Below are 18,363 nucleotides of genomic sequence, written 5' to 3' on the forward strand. Positions count from 1 at the left end.
TTTTACTTAATAAACATAAAAATTAGTCATGACTAATAACTGATCTCTCGATCTTTAATTTTTGCTTTTATTTTCCCTTTATTGGCTTTTACATTGTATTTAAATTATCACCTTCATCTTATTGATTGTCTTTAAGTGTTCTTTTAATAAATTTTTAGAAATCATAAGTTTAATAAAGTTAATAAGTTTATTTAGTCACTTTTATCTAAAAGTGATTGAATTTTTTATAAAAATGTGACAAATTTTACAAAAATACATTAAATCGTATAACTGTTTATAATTTACGGATAAAAAATAAATATAAATCAAGGAGATTAAAATGCTCAAGCAGGGCATAGGCCTAGTCCTACTGTGCATGGCAGGTCACGCATTTTGTGCAAATATTAACGTGACAACCACTTTAGATGAAGTCAAAGCAGATGATCAATGTTCGTTAAGAGAAGCCATCGAGTATGTCAATCAAGGGCTTCCAGAACAAGGGTTCAATGGCTGTGGTGGCAAAGAATCATCAAATATCATCTATTTAAATTCAGATGTTTATACATTAAATAGTCAGCTGACAATTTCAAAATCAGTAGAAATCAAAACACAATATCAAGCTGATTTTAATGAGAGTACTTTAGGCAAAAAAAACGCTGTTATCAAAATGACAGGGCAAGATCGGATATTTTTAATTGATCGTTCATTGGCACCAAAACCTACAGTAACGGATCCTAATCAGATTGACTTTGATTTTCCGATCAATGTGTCCTTCACAGAAGTGACATTAGAAGGGTGTAGTGCAGATATTTGTAGCGACATGGGCGGTCTCATTTTTAACAAAGAACGCTTAAAAATGTACTACAGCCAACTGTTGAATGGTCGAGCTCGACTCGGTGGTGCAATTTATAATGACAGTGAATACCAAACTGGCAAAGCGATGGCGCACGTCGAGCTACAAAATACACTGATCAAAGGCAACAAAGCACAGCAAGGTGGTGTTCTTTACGGGCTCTATCCACAATATTACATCATCCAATCTTTAATTCGGGAAAACGAATCGACACAAACGGGTGCGAGTTTATTTGATTCCAAAAATGTATTTAATATTGAGCAAATCAATACCCATGCCACTGAAAATCGAGGAATTATCAATAGCACGATTTACAATAATTCAGGCTATATCATCAGAGTGGTGGATAGCGTTCTCATCAATAACATCACCATGATTTTAAACAAATTGGGTTTAATTATTGATGCACCATTAAATAAAGGCCGTGTGGCCAATAGTATTTTGGTTCAAAACGGGAATGAAGACTGTAGGGTTGTAGCAGGTGGTCAGGCATCGGAAATTTCAAACAATTTGTATTCTGTAGGTTGTGCTGGTACAGCATCACAAAGTTTAGGTTCAGTAAAACTCATTGCAGGAACAACAGCTGAAGGTAAGTGTGATATTAGCTCAGATGGGATTCTATGCCCATTGGCTGAATATCCAGGGTATACACTGCCTTATTTCAAACCTCGTTTATTAAACACCTACCAATATATTTCTGATTCTCCAATTGTGAATCGTGGTCCATTGCCAAACAGTAATTTACAGTTCTGTGCCACAAATGATCAGCGTGCAGAAAAGCGCTTAACCAATTCAGAGCTGTGTGACCGTGGTGCTGTAGAATTGTTGGTGGACTTTGGTAAGTCTTGGATCATTGGTCAAGACCGCTTATTTGGTGAAGTCGGTAAAGCAATGTCCATTGCGGATAAGTTGCATGATGGTGAACTGGTTACTCCAGAACAATGTCAACAGATTTTTGGTGGCGATGACAATGGGAAACCTTGGCAACCGGGCTGCTTGAAGGTGGTTCAAACCAATACCGTTTCAAAAGGTTCTGTGACCATAGACCAAGAAGGAAATGTAAACTATACCCCTGATGGTAATTGGGATGGAGCGGATCAATTTGACATTATGGTGATTAGTACAACCACACGTTTCACCGATGCATCGAACGGCTATATCAAAATTGGAACCAATATTGTTCAGCGTCCACCAAATACATTTGAAGATTCAAAAGTTAAAACTTCTGGCGGCAGCTTCGGTTTAGGAACTTTGATTGTATTCGCAGGATTATTCGGTTTACGTCGTTATAAAAATAACAACAGGTACTAGAAGACATGAAAAATTATAAAAAAGGACTTTTAACGGTTGCCGTTTTATCTGCGATGACGTTGATGGCAGCTGAAGACACTACAATCTATGTAAATACGTTTGAAGATACAGATGTTGATGATAATCAGTGTTCACTACGTGAGGCAGTTATAGCAGCCTCTACACATAAGGCTTATAACGGTTGCCCAAAAGGCCGACCAAACAATACCAATACGCCTAATGTCATTCAACTAGAAGCAGGTGAATATCATTTAAGTAGCGAATTAACGCCTAATAGCCCAATGATTATAAAAGGGAAAGCACCAGCAGATTGGTCAAGTAAAGATTTAGTCACCAATGATTTCCCTGCAAGAAAACCAATCGAAACAAAAATTGTAGGCAAGCAAAGCACAAGACTGATCAATACTACATTGAATGACAAACCTGCGATTACTTTACAAGACCTCATTTTTAAGGATGGTAAAACCAATGGTCAAGGTGGTGCGTTGTTTTTGGGTGGTGAAACTGTTCTGAACAATGTCTGGATTACAAATTCAACTGCAGCGAAGGGCGGCGCAATCTTTTTAGATGGTCCAAATTCGAGCTTGACCATTAATGGTGGGCAGTTTGAGCGTAATAACGCTCTTTCAGGCAGTGTGCTTGATATGTCGTGTAATGCGGCATTGGCATATACCCAACGTAAAATAACATTGTCTGGTTCAACTTATATTGATAACGGTGATGGCACAAACGATAGTGTATTAAATTTTTGTGGGCAGCCCGCACTAAGTTTATTTTCAAACACCATCACTGAAAATAAAGCCAATAGCAATAATGGAAGTATTATTAAATTTTATGCTGACATATTAGGCAATCAACCGAGTTTAAGTTCATCTTCAACTTTAACATTGACCAGTAATACGATTGTAAAGAATACCGCTCAAGGGATCTTTAGCTATGATCAAAATGGGACAAAATTATTAGCTTATAATATCTTAGGATTCAATACGGGTAAGTCTTGCTTGTATCAATCTGGGAATATTGCTGAGACCAAAACAGCAAATATAAGCATCAACACCAATGCATTGAATTTGTTCAATGGTAATGATCAGTGTGAGTTACCTCAAGAGATATTGGCCAGAACCGATACACATACTTTAAATCTAAACGGCATATCGTTTGGTGATGTTCTGAGTCCATTACAACAGGCTAAAGACTATACTTCTTATATGGCCATGTATTTCCCCAAAGACTTAAAAACTGCGAATGATTTTGTCGATATGGGCAGAAATGAATGTGCCAAACTCGATCAACGTGGGTTCTCACGGGTCACTGAACTACAACCAGTCGTAGCAGGGGTCACCAATGATACTTGTGATTTGGGTTCAGTTGAGGTTTTACGTTTTGGTCTAAAAAACCAAGCGCAATCTAATCAAAGCATTTTGAAAATGATACAAGGGTATCAAAATGAAATCGATGTATTTCAACAAGCCATCGATGACCCAAAAACTTGGCAAATTTATATTCCGTATTATAAAAATCGAATCAGTTATTTTGAAAATTTAAAGAAACTGACTCAGGCGAACCAAAAATATCGTCCGGTCTATTTTGATCCATTTCTAAATAATCTTCCAGATGAAATGGTGTATGACGATGGTAGTCGTAAAATTTTAAATCTGGATTTAAACAATTATGATGTTCTTAAACCAGAACCTTTGGGCATAGGAAAACTGGATCAAAACAAACTGTTTTCTGGATTGTATGACGCAAATTTAAAATGCGAATGGGATGCAAATCTTGGGCGTGTCATTATGTACAGAACAGATGATCGTATTACGCCTGAAGGCGATGCAGAATTTTGTAAATACACATTACGTTCTAAGTCGACACAGCATGAAGCCAGTGCATATCTGATGGCAAGATTCGGCAATATTGTACCGAGTGTTGAAGCTGTTTCTTATACGATTGAGCATGGAACCACGCAAACGGTTACTGTTGATCTTTTAAAAAATGCCAATGACAATGGCGATGGTTCAACTGCTGGATTGTTGCTCAATAAAAATAAATCACCTTTTTATCTGAATACAAAAGGTGAAGCGCAAGCGATTCGATTTATCAAAGTTCCTGACAATGTAACCGTGGTTTCAGAACGTCAAGGTGCATGCCCAGGGGCAGATCGACTAGAAAACTGTCATGGAGGCAACATAACTTTGCAATTGATCAATACTTTAGATCCATTCAATTATAAAGTGACCTACGTGGTTTATGATGCCGATGGTGATAAGTCAGCAGAAGGTTTAATTTCATTAAATAACACGGCCGTTGCTGATAATAGTGTGCGTAAAAGCGGTGGTGGTGCTATGGGCTGGATCAGTCTAATAGGTTTACTCAGTTTGGCGTGGGCAAGACAGCGTAAGTTGAAAAATTAAAGCATTTATTGGACAAATCAAAAGCCATTGAAGAAATTCAGTGGCTTTTATCAATGCATTCATTATCAATGAACTGAAATATCAAAAATATAGTTTAAAATTTAACATTGTGTTCTTCTTTCAATTTGCTACATTGGAATGAGTCTAAACACATTATGATCAAAAATGAAAACAACCTAGGTCGAAAAATTTGAAATCAAGCATTTCTTCAGATTAGCTTAAGCTAAGCAGTATTTAATAGGATGATCAATAGAGGTCTGATATTTACCCGCCGAACAGATTGCCACAAACTCTTTTTGAATTAGTGTGATATAAAATATATGAAGCAATTTACGCAGTTGATTCCACTTCAAGAGATTGAAATCAATCGTGATGACATATTGTCAATCAAGCGCAATGATCTTGTTCCGCTATTGGATGATCAAATCTTATTGAACCATTATGCAGATCATTTGATTCAAGCCCAGTCGGTGCTTTTGAATGGCGTAGATCCTCATTTAACGCAACAATTAAGTGAAGTGATATCCAAAATTATCCAACAGTTAAATCAGTCCAAAAAAACCTTAAAGCAAAAAAAGTTTAATGCATTACAAAAATGGTTGGGCTTAGATTTAGAATTTAATGTCGGTCAAATCAAATATTTAAAAGATTTAGATCAGCACATTCATCAGGCCAATGCACTGACTCAGCGTTTAAATATTGAAATTCAAAAATCCCAAGCACGCTTTCAACAAGCCAATGGTTTGCGTGAACAAATGGCGAAATATATAGTGGCTGCAGAAGAATTTTTGCATGAATACCCAAGTTTTGTTAAAAATAGACATCCACTTGATAATTTTGCTGAACGATTATCAAAAAAAATAAATACTTTGCAAACTTTGCAGGCCAGTAATGATATTGCCTTGGCGCAAATGCAATTGACTCAACAAATTTCATTGAGTTTGATGGATCGTTTTAAAGAGGCGCAGCAGGTCTTGATTCCAGCATGGCAATATCATTTAAAACAAAGTAGTGAAAACAAGTCGGTTTCTGCAATGAAAGAACTCGATCAAAGTCGTGAAAAACTCATTCAGTCTTTACAAAAATCATTAGAGAAAAAATAAGGTGCACTATGACAGATTCTCATTCTAATCCACATGCGGTAATCGAATCTTCAAGTTTAACTCCAGAAGTACACAAGCAAGAATTTGAAAATCTTAATTTAAAAGAATTGGGGCTAGAACCGTCTGACTATAATGAAGTGGTTAACGCACAAAAAGAATTGGCACAAATTAGTAATTCAAGTGTTGCTGAATACGGCAAAAATATCGCCACAAAAACCTCGTCTTATACAGATGAGCTGTTGAATTTAGTCAAAAATAAAGACTTGGATGTGACAGGACAAAAACTTAATGAGGTGGTGCAAGTTGCTCAGCAACTCAATACGTCGAGTATTTTGAACAAGTCTAAAAGTTCTGGATTCTTTGGGGGGATTCTTAGTAAATTTCGAGGTGCTAAACAAAGCTTCGATCAGCATTTTAATACCACCAAAGAACAAATTGATGCCTTAGTGGGTGAAATTGAAAAATCACAAACAGGTTTAAAAGCGCGTGTTGGTACATTGGATAAAATGTTTCATGGTGTGCAAGATGAATATAAACAATTGGGGATTTATATTGCAGCTGGAACTTTGAAGCAGCATGAAATCCAAAATGAAATTGCAACACTGACCGCTCAGGAACAAGATCAGCAGACCAATCAACGTATTTATGATTTAAATCATTTGGCGAATAACTTGGAAAAACGAGTCAGTGATTTGCAAGTTTTACAGCAATCAGCAATGCAGACCCTGCCAATGATTCGTATTATTCAATCCAATAATATGATGCTGGTTGATAAATTTTATGCCATTAAAAACATCACTTTACCTGCTTGGAAAAATCAGATTAGTTTAGCGATTTCGTTGCATGAACAAAAAAATAGTGTCCAACTGGCCAACACAATTGATGATGCGACCAATGAGCTGTTAAAGAAAAATGCAGATTTGTTACATCAAAATTCAGTCGATACAGCAAAAGCCAATCAACGTTCAGTGATTGATATTGAAACCCTTGAACATGTACAAAATACCCTCATTAAAACAGTGAATGATGTAATTCAAATTCAAAAAGAGGGTATGCAAAAGCGTGAAGAAGCATCCACGAGAATTCGGACCTTACAGTCCAATTTGCAACAGTTGGTACTCGATTCAAGCGCGAACAAATCACAATAGATTATACAGAATGATGAGGATTAAGCTTTGACCACTGTGGAAGATCATCCGGTTCAATTGTCTGAAATTAACCAAGGTTTGAGCGTCTTAAACCAGCGTCAGAAAAAACTGCAAGTATGGAGCATTATTGTTAGTTCCTTACTATTGGTAAGTGGTATTGGCTTAATTCTACATCAGGATTTGGTTTATAGTTTTTTGGGCTTGACTCAACATGTTCAACAGTTACATTTGCCCTTAAGTGTTGGTCAAGCGATCACAGACTATCAAAATCAGCCTGATTACTTGGTCAATCTGCTTAAATGGATCGGTTGGTTCATTTTGAAAGTTTTAACTGCATTTATTGGTGCATTTATCATTATTTGGATTTTGAAAAAAATTCGCTTTTTCTACGTGCGTTTTCAATCTTTTGTATTGAAATTTGTGGGATGGCTTATTGCTTTTATTCTGATTTGGTCAGTTCTGACTTGGGCACAATATGATGCACATAAAGATGATAAACAAGCAGAGTATGAACTCATTCATTATGATCAACATATCCAACAAAGCTTAATTGCTGAATTAATGGACAATGCTGAAACACCAGAGACCGTTCAAGCCTATGTATTGGCACAGACTGCATTGTTACATAAACCTGTAGATAAAGACCTTGCTACGTCTTATGTTGCACAATTGGTAAAGTCGGAACGAACCAATCCACAATTTATAGAATATGGTTTTAAACCTGAACAATTGTGGGCCATGCAAAATCAAATCTATGGACATGCGGTTACACCTATGACCAAAGCCCTTGATCAGCGTATTTCTCGTGCAAACTCGATTTCAAATTGGGTTGAAATCATACTCATGGTGTTGACCAGTATCACCTTTGTGATCAGCGTGTTTTTGTATTTGCTTGCAAAACGTTTAAAAAATAGAGCATTGAGAATTGCACAACAAATTCATCAATGACGTTTGAATATGCTGGTCTCCATCAAAAAAGCCTTTTAATCAATTCATTAAAAGGCTTTTTTATGCGTTCAGTAATTTAGCATGCATCACGTAATCTAGGTTCGATATTCATCAGGATAAAATTCTCATCATCAACTTGTCCATCTATGATTAAGTAGGGAATTGGATGCTGACGAAATTGTTCTATATAGCGCAAATGTTCCTGTTGTTGATCTGCAATCTCTTTATGTTGAATGGAACGAAGTACATGTTGTCCATCTAAACCTATGCCATCAATAATGCTTTTTAGCACAGCAGGATTGGCAATGTCTTGACCGTGTTTAAACAGGGCATTGAAAATTGCTTGAGTGAGTGCAAAACGATCTAAAGTATGGTCTAAAGCCAAAATCGCTTGATGAGCCAATTGACTATTGGGCATACGTTTCATGTGTTCAATATCAATTTCAAGGTCTTCACTATAGGCAATGAATTTGGTCATCTGTAACTTACGCTGAGCTTCAGTAGAGCCATATTTCTGACTCAAATAACGCATAATATTTAAGCCTTCATCGGAAATTTCGGGCACCATTTGCACTGGAATCAATTCGATATGATGGTTGAGCTGTTGGTCCCAATTTTTTTTAAGTTTTTGGAATGCGACATAACTCATGGGGTATGCAATATCAAATACAAATTGAATTTTCATTGTGAAATCCTCAATAGTAAAATTAAACCTAAAACTGCTTTTGATGACAGATGGTTTTGTCAGAGTGCGTCAATGCATGTGTTTGCTTGAGCATAGGTTTTTAGGTGATCGCTGGAGATTGATGGTTCATCAATTGATGTACATCAGTGAGCAGCATTTTGTGAATATCTTGCTGTGTTCTATGTGGTGTGAATTATTTATGTATCGAGTTAAAGTGCAGTAGGTGCTGAAGGTAATCGCCTTATACAGCATTGCTTTTCATTTTGCGTTGAGTTTGAAATAAAGGACGTTGCAATATAGGATTTTAGAAGATTTATATTTTCTAAAATGCGATTTAAGATAAGTTTTTCTTCAAGAATACTTTTTTTGAGTATGCTTTGATTATGATATTGTTGGAATTGTACTGCTTTCATTTGTTATCCAAGCTGTGGAAACCAAATTCAGCATAGTTTGAATGATTGATCCATCAAAGACTGATTATTAGAACGAACTGTTGCATAAATGTTGAGCTTAATTTAAACCTTCAAAAAATAGATGATTTTTCTGTAATTTTTTACCATCTATTTTTCCAATTACAAGTATTAAAACAAACTGTTTTATCTATTTTTATCTTTCCCTTATCATAGCTCCATCAGATAAATTTACTCCTTTGGAGACGTTAGCAATGTTAGATCAAAACACTTCTGCTCAATTAAAAACACTCCTTGAACGCCTTGAAAGCCCAATCGAATTGGTGGCCACTTTAAATGGCTCTGACAAATCAGACAAAATTAAAGAATTGGTCACTGAAGTTGCTGCACTTTCAGATCAAGTGACTGCACGTTTTGATGGTACAAACGCTCGTGCGCCAAGTTTTGGCATTGCAAAAGTGGGTGAACAACCTCGTGTGAACTTTGCTGGTTTACCGATGGGTCACGAATTCACATCTTTGATCTTGGCTTTGTTACAAGTATCGGGCTATGCACCAAAAGTCTCTGACGAAGTTTTAGCACAAATCAAAGGCTTAAACTTAACAGCTGATTTTGATGTGTTCGTATCGCTCAGCTGCCATAACTGCCCAGACGTAGTTCAAGCATTAAATTTGATTGCCATCTATAACCCTGGCACAACAGCAACCATGATTGATGGTGCATTCTTCCAAGATGAAGTTGAAGAACGCAAAATTATGGCGGTTCCTATGTTATTCCAAAACAGTGAGCACATCGGTCAAGGTCGTATGACATTGGAAGAAATCATCGCGAAATTGGATACCGGTGCAACAGCGAAAGATGCTGAAAAACTCAATGCCAAAGATGCGTTTGATGTACTTGTAATTGGCGGTGGTCCTGCAGGAAACACAGCAGCCATCTATGCAGCACGTAAAGGCATTAAAACTGGTATCGTAGCTGAGCGCATGGGCGGTCAAGTGATGGATACCATGGACATTGAAAACTTTACTTCAGTGCAAAAAACACAAGGTCCGAAGTTTGCAGCTGAGATGGAAGCACATGTACGTGAGTATGGTGTTGACATCATGAACTTACAAAAAGTGTCAGGCATCAAAGGTGCAGCTGAAACTACCAACGGTCTAGTTGAAGTGACTTTAGAGAATGGTGCCAAACTTGAATCTAAAACCATTATTCTTTCTACAGGTGCACGTTGGAGAGAAATGAATGTTCCAGGTGAGAAAGAGTATAAAACCCGTGGTGTTGCTTACTGCCCACACTGTGATGGTCCTTTGTTCAAAGGAAAACGTGTTGCAGTGATTGGTGGAGGTAACTCAGGTGTTGAAGCGGCAATTGACCTTGCTGGTATTGTTGAGCATGTAACATTGGTTGAGTTTGATACTAAACTCCGTGCCGACCAAGTGCTTCAAGACAAATTGAACAGCTTGCCAAACACCACTGTGATTTTAAATGCACTTTCAACTGAAGTGGTGGGTGATGGTTCACAAGTAACTGCACTTAAATACAAAGATCGTGCGACTGATGAAATCAAAACGATCGAGCTTGCAGGGATCTTTGTACAAATTGGTTTGTTACCAAACACTGACTTCTTAAAAGAAACAGCTGTGGAACTTTCAAACCGTGGTGAGATCATCATCAATGATCGTAACGAAACCAATGTGAAAGGTGTATTTGCTGCAGGTGACTGTACAACTGTTCCTTATAAACAAATCATCATTGCCACAGGTGAAGGTGCAAAAGCATCACTTTCAGCATTTGATTACATGATTCGTTCTGGTCAGTAAGATCAATCAGTTATTTAAAGCTTTTGTAAAATTAAAGACCAAAGTGACTTAGGTTGCTTTGGTCTTGACTGAAATTTTAATAAGAAACTGATGTACTGTTTTCAGAGATTGTGTCGCTAACAACACAATCTCTTTTTTTATATAAAAGGGCAAATTAAAACATAACTCATTGATATTGATTTTTTTAATATTGAAAATCTTTTTGAAACTCAATAAATATATTTAATTATAAGTTGTTTCGCATACAAAGTGCGTTGATACGATTGGTCAAATTTGATGAATAAGCAACACAACATCAATGCAATATTTTATGGTTATGCATTGCTGACGTTGGAAAATCACAGGATTGCATTGCTAGATTACATTGAAAGGATTGTAGATTTTAGAAAGATGAGTGAATTAAAAAGAAATCAAAGTGTCCCCAATCACTTTGATCTCTTATTCGCATTATTAGGATTTTTTTGTATATTTTGCAACCATTTTATTTTAATCAATTCATTGACCCAATTGATTAAAGAATAAAATATTGATCGACGATAAAGTGTAATTGTAAAGACCAAAGCCTCCCCAATGACTTTGGCCTTTACATCTGTTGCCAGATTCATTCTTGTTTTATGTGTTGTTGTTATACTTTCCCCAAGGTAATGCTTAAAACCACTATTCTTTTCAAGCAATTATTATTCCAGATATTGTTATTGTTTATTGTTATCCCACAATATTTAAAGCTTTAAACTTGACCAATAATTGTTCCTGAGTTTCCACATATTTTGGATGTGGAATTATGCAATCGATCGGACACACCGCAATACAGGTTTGATGGTCATAAAATCCGACACATTCCGTACAACGATTTACATCAATTTCATAGACTTTTGATCCTTCATAAATGGCTTCATTGGGACACTCGGGTAAGCACATGTCACAGTTGATGCATTTGTCAGTAATGAGTAGAGCCATAGCAAACTTTATACCGCCTGATAGGCCAATGAAGAAGCCGTGATGTCTGTATTCGAATGTGGCAAATTACGAATGAGTAGGGCATAGCTCATATCTACATCTGCTGGAATTGGAATTTCAACAATATGACCAGAACCTTTGGCATTGATGATCCAATTGCCTTTTTTATCTTTCATTTCATTCAAAATAAATGTGATGTTTCCAGATGTTGTCATCAACTCCAATGAGTCACCTACCTCAAAACGATTTTTCACCTCAATTTTGATGTAATCACCATTTCGCTCCAAAACTTCACCGCAGAAAATTTGATGATCGAAGTTGGAAGAGCCATTTTCGTAGTTTTGATATTCACTATGTACATGACGACGCAAGAAACCTTCGGTATAACCACGATTTGCCAGACCTTCCAGTTGCGTCATAAGTGATGAATCAAAAGGTTTTCCTGCAAGTGCGTCATCAATGGCTTTACGATAAATTTGCGCTGTGCGAGCACAGTAGAAATATGATTTGGTACGTCCTTCAATTTTTAAAGAATGTATGCCCATTTGAGTTAAACGAGCAACATGTTGGACTGCACGTAAGTCTTTTGAATTCATGAAATATGTGCCATGTTCATCTTCCTCAGCAGCGAACATATCTTCGTCATTACGTTGTAACAACACTGGTTCATTAAACTGATGTTGTTGTTGCATGTGCTGCTCATCGGCATCAAATGCTGTAACTGAATGGCATCCACAATTTTTATTTTCTGTATTCTCATCTAAATTCTGAACAGGAATTACATCACCTGTTTCATCTTCAACCGCTTCATGAATTTTATACTCCCAACGGCAGGCGTTGGTGCAGGCACCTTGGTTGGCATCACGTTTGTTCATATAACCCGATAACATGCAACGACCAGAATAGGCCATGCACAGAGCACCATGAACGAAGACTTCAATTTCCATTTCTGGAACATTATTTTTTATTTCTTCAATTTCTTCTAATGAAAGTTCACGTGACAAAATCACACGAGTTAAGCCCATATTTTTCCAAAATTTGACTGTTGCCCAATTGACTGCATTGGCTTGGACAGACAGATGAATTGCCATTTCTGGAAAATGCTCACGTACCATCATAATTAAGCCAGGATCAGACATAATCAATGCATCAGGTTGCATCGCAATAATTGGTGTGAGGTCACGAATAAAATTTTTGAGCTTTGAGTTGTGGGGTTGAATATTGACCACTACATAGAATTTTTTACCTAAGGCATGTGCTTCTTGTATGCCAATGGCGAGATGGTCATGATCAAATTCATTATTACGTACACGTAAGCTGTAACGGGGTTGTCCTGCGTAAACTGCATCTGCGCCATAGGCAAATGCATAGCGCATATTTTTTAACGAACCTGCGGGTGAGAGTAGTTCTGTAACGTGTGTAATGCTCATGAATATCGAAAGGCATACAAATAATATGTGTTTATTTTAGGAGTCAAAAAAAATAGATTCAACCCAGTAAAAAACTCGGGATTCAATGAAAAGTGATTCACATGAGATAAAAATCGTTTAATATATATGGATATTCGAATGTGCGTATATATAATGAACCAAATTGATTTTTTTAAATGCTTAGCAGACCAAACTCGTTTAGATATTTTGATGTTGATTGTCCAAAATGGTGAGCGGTGTGTGTGTGAATTAACCGCATATTTGAATTTAAGTCAGCCCAAAATTTCACGTCATTTGGCGTTATTGCGTAGTCATAAAATTTTGCAAGATCGACGTCAAGGACAATGGGTTTATTACCGTCTTCATGATGATTTAGAACAATGGTGTTTAGACGTTTTACATGCAATTCAAAAGACAGAAGGCTACGCCAAAAACAATGGCTTAGATCCACACATAAATCTGAACTGTTGTGAATAGGTATATGAATTAATGATGAATATTTTATTTTTATGCACTGGAAATAGTTGCCGTAGTATTTTGTCTGAAGCTTTGTTTAATGCTCGTGCACCACAAGGATTTCATGCATGTAGTGCAGGTAGTCAGCCGACTGGAAAAGTCCATCCATTGACCTTAAAAACCTTACAACTTTTAAATCTTCCGACTGAAAATCTGTTCAGTAAAAGTCTACAAGACTGTGAACAATTTCAGCCTGAAATCGTGATCTCTGTGTGTGATGCAGCAGCACAAGAACCGTGCCCTTTATATTTAGGAAATCGTTTAAAAGTACATTGGGGACTTGCAGACCCATCGCATTTAGATGTGCCAGAAGCAGAAAAAATGCAGGCATTTATACAAACAGTTGCACATATTCAACGTCGTTTTGATGCCTTTTTTGCATTAAATTTCGACAATCTGTCTGTACATGATTTAAGCATTGAGCTTGAAAAAATTTCTCAGATTACCTGATTAAAGGTTTGAAATTCAATATGCAAAGCAAAAAACTGTCATTTTTAGATCGAAATCTAAGTCTATGGATTTTTGTTGCCATGGCATTAGGAATTGCAATTGGCGTATTTTTGCCCAATGTGTCTTCACAATTACAAGGTATGCAGGCAGGGACGGTCAATGTTCCTATTGCGATTGGGCTTATTTTGATGATGTATCCACCTTTAGCAAAAGTCGATTATCAAAGCTTACCCGAGGTATTTAAGGATAAAAAAACCTTAGTTTTGTCATTGGTACAGAACTGGTTGATCGCACCCTGTTTAATGTTTGCTTTAGCGATTATCTTTTTACAGGATTATCCTGAATATATGACGGGACTGATTTTGATTGGACTCGCACGTTGTATTGCAATGGTTTTGGTTTGGAACGATTTGGCTTGTGGTGATCGTCAATATGTGACGGCATTGGTCGCGTTTAACAGTATCTTTCAAATTTTATTTTTTAGCAGTTATGCATGGCTGTTTTTAAGTGTATTACCGCCTTATTTTGGTGTGGCAGGTCAAATCATTGATGTTAGTTTTTTTACCATCAGCCAAGCCGTTCTGATTTATTTAGGTATTCCATTTTTGCTGGGGTTTCTCACTCGATGGATATTGGTTAAAACAAAAGGCATTGTGTGGTATCAACAGCAGTTTATTCCAAAAATTAGTCCAATGAGTTTATTGGCATTACTTTTTACTATTGTGGCCATGTTTAGTCTAAAAGGTGCTGATGTTGTTCATTTACCTATAGACGTGATTCGGATTGCGATTCCACTGGTTGTATATTTTGTGGTGATGTTTCTGGTCAGTTTCTTTATGAGTCGATGGTTAGGTAACAACTATGCTAAAACGACGGCCATTTCATTTACATCTGCTGGAAATAATTTTGAATTGGCATTGGCTGTTGCCATTGCAACATTTGGGATTGCATCCCCTGTTGCTTTTACCACCATTATAGGACCCCTTGTCGAAGTTCCTGTTTTAATCATGCTAGTGAGTGTGTCTTTGTGGCTGCGTAAAAAATATTTTGTAGAGGTTTAAATGTCATTACAGCATATTGATTTAGATTTACTGGAAAAACCGAGTATTGAACAGATACAAGCTAAGGCTTTAGAACATCCTCCTCGAATATTATTGCTATATGGCTCAAATAGAGAGCGCTCATATAGCCGTTTTGCTGTATTGGAAGCGGGGCGAATACTCGAATATTTAGGAGCAGAGGTGAAAATTTTCCATCCCCAAGGTTTACCTTTACCTGAAGATGCAGAAACCAGTCATCCCAAAGTACAAGAGTTACATGAATTACTGGCGTGGTCTGAAGGAATGGTGTGGTGTAGCCCTGAACGACATGGCGCGATGAGTTCTATTTTTAAAGCACAAATTGACTGGATTCCACTTGCAGCGGGTGCAATCCGTGCAACACAAGGTAAAACTTTGGCATTGATGCAAGTCTGTGGAGGATCACAATCTTTTAATGCCTTGAATCAAATGCGGGTGCTGGGAAGATGGATGCGCATGATCACCATTCCAAATCAATCGTCTGTTCCAAAAGCCTTTTTAGAATTTGAAGAAAATGGTCGAATGAAAGCGTCGAGTTACTATGATCGAATAGTTGATGTGATGGAAGAGCTTTATAAATTCACACTATTAACTCGAGCTCAATCAAGTTATCTGACCAATCGTTATTCTGAACGTAAAGAATCTGCTGAGCAACTGTCAAAGCGTGTTAATCAACACGCCTTATAAAATTGTAGCTTAATTGGTTAAGTCAGATTCGAGTTGCTTAAGAATCTGACATTGATCAATGGTGTTCTGCGTAGAGCAGGTTTGTCTTAGCTGTTTGAGTTGAATTTGAAAATTTTGTAATTCTTCAATTTTTTGCTCAATATGATTTAAATGCTCATCAATCACGTTATTGACTGAACAACAGTCTTGTTGAGGATGTTTTTCCAGTTCAATGAGCGTCTCAATCTCTTTTAAAGTCATATCTAAAGAACGACAGCGTTTAATCAGAATCAAACGTTTTAAAGCATCTTCATTGTAATAACGGTAATTATTTTCCGCACGAAAACTCGGTTGAATTAAATTTTTCTTTTCATAAAAACGAATGGCATCTGTACTGACTTGAGTTTTCTTGGCGAGATCTTTAATTAAATAATGTTGTTGATTCATCGCTTGACCTTGGAGTTACTCTATAGTTTTGAATAAGAATAATACAAAACCAAATCAAAAGAGAAGAGGTATTTTTGATGGCTTGCACTTGTAGTCATGAACCTGCACCACAAAAACCAAATAGTCATTTCCGCACAGCATTGTGGATCGCATTGCTGATTAATATCACTATGTTTGTTGTGGAGTTAATTGGCGGTGCATATGCACATTCATCTTCACTTTGGGCAGATTCATTAGACTTTTTTGGTGATGCTGTGAATTATGGCATTTCACTTGCAGTATTGGGTGCAAGCCTGTATTGGCGAGCAACTGTGGCACTGCTTAAAGGCTTGACCATGGCATTGTTTGGTTTTGTGGTGATGGGTAAAGTGGCTTATGCCTATATGAAAGGTATTCCACCTGAAGCGATTACTATGGGTATTATTGGTGTACTTGCACTAATTGCCAATGTCATCTCAGCGCTGGTGCTTTATGCATTTAGAGATGGAGATTCCAATATGAAATCAGTTTGGTTATGTAGCCGTAATGACGCAATTGGTAATATCGCGGTGATCTTAGCAGCTGTTGGTGTGTTTGGAACGGGCAGTATGCTTCCAGATATCATTGTGGCGGTAATCATGGCAACTTTAGGCTTAACGGCGGGGTATCAAGTAATTAAAAGTGCACTTAAAGAAAGACAACAAACACAACATGTTCATGGATAGAACAATCTAGTTTGAGTCTGATTATGTTGAAGGAGGAAATCTATTTTCCTCTTTTTTTAATGGTATACACATGACGCCACATAGGAAAATATGTGAATAAATACAAATATACTCTAGTAAATGTGAACTGGTATATTAAAAATAGATCATCTAACGTATCAATAATTAGGTCATCTTAATATGAAAAAAATATTTTTAGTCGTTTTCTGTGCTATGGCTTTAACTGCATGTAATAAAAACAATGAACAAAAACTTGAACAAACCAATATCACAGAGTCAAAGCAAGACATTCAAGTTGGCAATAAATTTGTCATTGTGAATGAATTAACCAATAAAAATATTAAATTACAAGCTTTTGAAACCAATCTTTCTAAAGACGGTAAATATTATTATCAAGTTGAAATTGAAAACGTTTCAGCACAGCCGATGAATTTAAAAGCCGAACAGATTGTTTTGGTCGATACCAATGGTAATGAAAACCGCGTACAAATGATTGATCGTGATTTGACTACGCCTTATGAGCCGAAACAGTCTAAAAAAGGCATTATTGCTTTTGATGATCTAGGACAAAGTCAGCCAAAATTTTTAAAATTTAAGGATTAATCTGAATATTGAAAGTAAAAAAACCGAAGCTAAAGCTTCGGTTTTTCGATTCTGAAGGAATCTTATTTTTCAACGAATGCACGTTCAATCACGTAGTCACCCAGAACACCCATCTTCGGAGATTCTTTTAAACCGTGTTGATCGAGAAGTGCGGCAACGTCATCAAGGAAAGCGGGACTACCACATAGCATTGCACGATCCGTTTCAGGGTTGAAACGTGGTAAACCTATTTTTTCAAATAACGCGCCAGTCTCAATGGCAGTGGTAACACGACCTTGAGTATGGAAATCTTCACGCGTTACAGTAGGGTAGTAAACTAACTTTTCTTTAGCGCCTAATTCACCAAAGAACTCATGATTTGGAATTTCATTTTCAATGAGATCTTGATAAGCCAACTCTGAAACAAATCGCGTACCGTGAACCACGATAATTTTCTCGAAACGTTCATATGTTTCAGGATCACGAATTGTAGATAGGAATGGCGCAAGACCAGTACCAGAAGAAAGAAGGTATAAGTTCTTACCTGGGTTTAAGTCATCAAGTACTAAAGTCCCTGTTGGTTTTTTAGAAACAAGAATTTCATCACCAACTTTTACTTTTTGTAAAATAGACGTTAAAGGACCATCAGGTACTTTAATTGAGAAAAACTCTAACTCTTCTTCGTAGTTTGCACTTGCGATCGAATATGCACGCATTAAAGGCTTACCATTCACTTCAAGACCAATCATCACAAATTGACCGTTTTTAAAACGTAATGCGGTGTCACGAGTCGTTTTAAAAGAGAATAAAGTGTCATTCCAGTGGTGTACGTGAGTAATCTTTTCGACGTTAAAAGCAGCCATTAAA

General features: G+C 36.8%; 18 protein-coding genes. 12 read left to right on the forward strand and 6 right to left on the reverse strand.

Annotation, left to right across the window (positions count from 1 at the left end; genetic code table 11):
• Nucleotides 1–319: 319 nt before the first annotated feature.
• The 5 genes from rbtA to G8E00_RS05520 all read left to right on the forward strand — a co-directional run bounded on the left by rbtA (nt 320) and on the right by G8E00_RS05520 (nt 7,750).
• Nucleotides 320–2,143 carry a rhombotarget A gene (gene rbtA, locus G8E00_RS05500; RefSeq protein WP_166222510.1) on the forward strand — a complete coding sequence of 608 codons (1,824 nt, stop codon included), beginning with the start codon at nt 320–322 and terminating at the stop codon, nt 2,141–2,143.
• 5 nt (nt 2,144–2,148) lie between these two features.
• The gene (locus G8E00_RS05505; protein WP_166222512.1) at nt 2,149–4,551 is read left to right on the forward strand and encodes a CSLREA domain-containing protein; all 2,403 of its coding nucleotides are present in this window, start codon (nt 2,149–2,151) and stop codon (nt 4,549–4,551) included.
• Nucleotides 4,552–4,871: 320 nt separating this feature from the next.
• Nucleotides 4,872–5,654: a tellurium resistance protein gene (locus tag G8E00_RS05510; RefSeq protein ID WP_166222514.1), complete on the forward strand. Its 783-nt coding sequence runs from the start codon at nt 4,872–4,874 to the stop codon at nt 5,652–5,654.
• 8 nt (nt 5,655–5,662) lie between these two features.
• The gene (locus G8E00_RS05515; protein WP_166011861.1) at nt 5,663–6,802 is read left to right on the forward strand and encodes a toxic anion resistance protein; all 1,140 of its coding nucleotides are present in this window, start codon (nt 5,663–5,665) and stop codon (nt 6,800–6,802) included.
• A gap of 27 nt (nt 6,803–6,829) precedes the next feature.
• Nucleotides 6,830–7,750: a hypothetical protein gene (locus G8E00_RS05520; RefSeq protein WP_166222516.1), complete on the forward strand. Its 921-nt coding sequence runs from the start codon at nt 6,830–6,832 to the stop codon at nt 7,748–7,750.
• Between the two features lie 76 nt (nt 7,751–7,826).
• On the opposite strand, the gene G8E00_RS05525 is transcribed toward G8E00_RS05520, so the two are convergent.
• Together G8E00_RS05525 and G8E00_RS05530 are read right to left on the reverse strand one after the other, a co-directional pair.
• On the reverse strand, nt 7,827–8,435 hold the full coding sequence (locus G8E00_RS05525; protein ID WP_166222518.1) for a DsbA family oxidoreductase: 609 nt from the start codon (nt 8,433–8,435) through the stop codon (nt 7,827–7,829).
• A gap of 209 nt (nt 8,436–8,644) precedes the next feature.
• The gene (locus G8E00_RS05530) at nt 8,645–8,848 is read right to left on the reverse strand and encodes a hypothetical protein (protein WP_166222520.1); all 204 of its coding nucleotides are present in this window, start codon (nt 8,846–8,848) and stop codon (nt 8,645–8,647) included.
• Between the two features lie 251 nt (nt 8,849–9,099).
• Between G8E00_RS05530 and ahpF the strand changes: the two genes are divergently transcribed.
• Nucleotides 9,100–10,665, forward strand: a complete 1,566-nt coding sequence (gene ahpF / locus G8E00_RS05535; RefSeq protein ID WP_166222522.1) for an alkyl hydroperoxide reductase subunit F — start codon at nt 9,100–9,102, stop codon at nt 10,663–10,665.
• A 705-nt stretch (nt 10,666–11,370) separates the two neighbouring features.
• Here ahpF and G8E00_RS05540 read toward each other — a convergent pair.
• Entirely contained in the window at nt 11,371–11,622 is a 252-nt protein-coding gene (locus G8E00_RS05540) for a YfhL family 4Fe-4S dicluster ferredoxin (protein WP_166222524.1), read from the reverse strand.
• A gap of 8 nt (nt 11,623–11,630) precedes the next feature.
• Nucleotides 11,631–13,052, reverse strand: a complete 1,422-nt coding sequence (trhP, locus tag G8E00_RS05545) for a prephenate-dependent tRNA uridine(34) hydroxylase TrhP (RefSeq protein ID WP_166222526.1) — start codon at nt 13,050–13,052, stop codon at nt 11,631–11,633.
• Nucleotides 13,053–13,205: 153 nt separating this feature from the next.
• On the opposite strand from trhP, the gene G8E00_RS05550 reads away from it, so the two are divergent.
• The 4 genes from G8E00_RS05550 to arsH are packed head-to-tail and all read left to right on the forward strand — an operon-like array spanning nt 13,206 to nt 15,784.
• Nucleotides 13,206–13,529 (forward strand): ArsR/SmtB family transcription factor, encoded by a 324-nt coding sequence (locus G8E00_RS05550; RefSeq protein ID WP_166011686.1) that lies wholly within the window; start codon nt 13,206–13,208, stop codon nt 13,527–13,529.
• Nucleotides 13,530–13,544: 15 nt separating this feature from the next.
• Nucleotides 13,545–14,018, forward strand: a complete 474-nt coding sequence (locus G8E00_RS05555) for an arsenate reductase ArsC (RefSeq protein ID WP_166222528.1) — start codon at nt 13,545–13,547, stop codon at nt 14,016–14,018.
• A gap of 20 nt (nt 14,019–14,038) precedes the next feature.
• Nucleotides 14,039–15,079: an ACR3 family arsenite efflux transporter gene (gene arsB, locus G8E00_RS05560; protein ID WP_166222530.1), complete on the forward strand. Its 1,041-nt coding sequence runs from the start codon at nt 14,039–14,041 to the stop codon at nt 15,077–15,079.
• A complete protein-coding gene (gene arsH, locus G8E00_RS05565; protein ID WP_166011651.1) occupies nt 15,080–15,784 on the forward strand; it encodes an arsenical resistance protein ArsH in 705 nt (234 codons plus the stop codon).
• A 9-nt stretch (nt 15,785–15,793) separates the two neighbouring features.
• On the opposite strand, the gene G8E00_RS05570 is transcribed toward arsH, so the two are convergent.
• Complete coding sequence (locus G8E00_RS05570; RefSeq protein WP_166011649.1) at nt 15,794–16,210, reverse strand: MerR family DNA-binding protein; 417 nt, start codon at nt 16,208–16,210, stop codon at nt 15,794–15,796.
• A 77-nt stretch (nt 16,211–16,287) separates the two neighbouring features.
• Between G8E00_RS05570 and G8E00_RS05575 the strand changes: the two genes are divergently transcribed.
• Together G8E00_RS05575 and G8E00_RS05580 are read left to right on the forward strand one after the other, a co-directional pair.
• Nucleotides 16,288–16,914: a cation transporter gene (locus G8E00_RS05575; RefSeq protein WP_166222532.1), complete on the forward strand. Its 627-nt coding sequence runs from the start codon at nt 16,288–16,290 to the stop codon at nt 16,912–16,914.
• A 180-nt stretch (nt 16,915–17,094) separates the two neighbouring features.
• Complete coding sequence (locus G8E00_RS05580; RefSeq protein WP_166222534.1) at nt 17,095–17,517, forward strand: putative periplasmic lipoprotein; 423 nt, start codon at nt 17,095–17,097, stop codon at nt 17,515–17,517.
• A 62-nt stretch (nt 17,518–17,579) separates the two neighbouring features.
• On the opposite strand, the gene G8E00_RS05585 is transcribed toward G8E00_RS05580, so the two are convergent.
• Complete coding sequence (locus G8E00_RS05585; protein ID WP_166011643.1) at nt 17,580–18,359, reverse strand: ferredoxin--NADP reductase; 780 nt, start codon at nt 18,357–18,359, stop codon at nt 17,580–17,582.
• Nucleotides 18,360–18,363 lie beyond the last annotated feature (4 nt).

The organism is Acinetobacter shaoyimingii (genome assembly GCF_011578045.1).
Classification (GTDB): Bacteria; Pseudomonadota; Gammaproteobacteria; order Pseudomonadales; family Moraxellaceae; genus Acinetobacter; species Acinetobacter shaoyimingii.

Excerpts from the sequence above, each read along its gene's own strand:
- G8E00_RS05570 (WP_166011649.1), bottom strand. The coding sequence starts at position 16,210 with ATGAATCAACAACATTATTTAATTAAAGATCTCGCCAAGAAAACTCAA.
- G8E00_RS05575 (WP_166222532.1), top strand. The coding sequence starts at position 16,288 with ATGGCTTGCACTTGTAGTCATGAACCTGCACCACAAAAACCAAATAGT.
- G8E00_RS05580 (WP_166222534.1), top strand. The coding sequence starts at position 17,095 with ATGAAAAAAATATTTTTAGTCGTTTTCTGTGCTATGGCTTTAACTGCA.
- G8E00_RS05510 (WP_166222514.1), top strand. The coding sequence starts at position 4,872 with ATGAAGCAATTTACGCAGTTGATTCCACTTCAAGAGATTGAAATCAAT.
- G8E00_RS05550 (WP_166011686.1), top strand. The coding sequence starts at position 13,206 with ATGAACCAAATTGATTTTTTTAAATGCTTAGCAGACCAAACTCGTTTA.
- G8E00_RS05540 (WP_166222524.1), bottom strand. The coding sequence starts at position 11,622 with ATGGCTCTACTCATTACTGACAAATGCATCAACTGTGACATGTGCTTA.
- G8E00_RS05555 (WP_166222528.1), top strand. The coding sequence starts at position 13,545 with ATGAATATTTTATTTTTATGCACTGGAAATAGTTGCCGTAGTATTTTG.
- G8E00_RS05525 (WP_166222518.1), bottom strand. The coding sequence starts at position 8,435 with ATGAAAATTCAATTTGTATTTGATATTGCATACCCCATGAGTTATGTC.
- arsH (WP_166011651.1), top strand. The coding sequence starts at position 15,080 with ATGTCATTACAGCATATTGATTTAGATTTACTGGAAAAACCGAGTATT.
- G8E00_RS05530 (WP_166222520.1), bottom strand. The coding sequence starts at position 8,848 with ATGAAAGCAGTACAATTCCAACAATATCATAATCAAAGCATACTCAAA.
- rbtA (WP_166222510.1), top strand. The coding sequence starts at position 320 with ATGCTCAAGCAGGGCATAGGCCTAGTCCTACTGTGCATGGCAGGTCAC.
- ahpF (WP_166222522.1), top strand. The coding sequence starts at position 9,100 with ATGTTAGATCAAAACACTTCTGCTCAATTAAAAACACTCCTTGAACGC.
- G8E00_RS05505 (WP_166222512.1), top strand. The coding sequence starts at position 2,149 with ATGAAAAATTATAAAAAAGGACTTTTAACGGTTGCCGTTTTATCTGCG.
- G8E00_RS05515 (WP_166011861.1), top strand. The coding sequence starts at position 5,663 with ATGACAGATTCTCATTCTAATCCACATGCGGTAATCGAATCTTCAAGT.
- trhP (WP_166222526.1), bottom strand. The coding sequence starts at position 13,052 with ATGAGCATTACACACGTTACAGAACTACTCTCACCCGCAGGTTCGTTA.
- arsB (WP_166222530.1), top strand. The coding sequence starts at position 14,039 with ATGCAAAGCAAAAAACTGTCATTTTTAGATCGAAATCTAAGTCTATGG.
- G8E00_RS05585 (WP_166011643.1), bottom strand. The coding sequence starts at position 18,359 with ATGGCTGCTTTTAACGTCGAAAAGATTACTCACGTACACCACTGGAAT.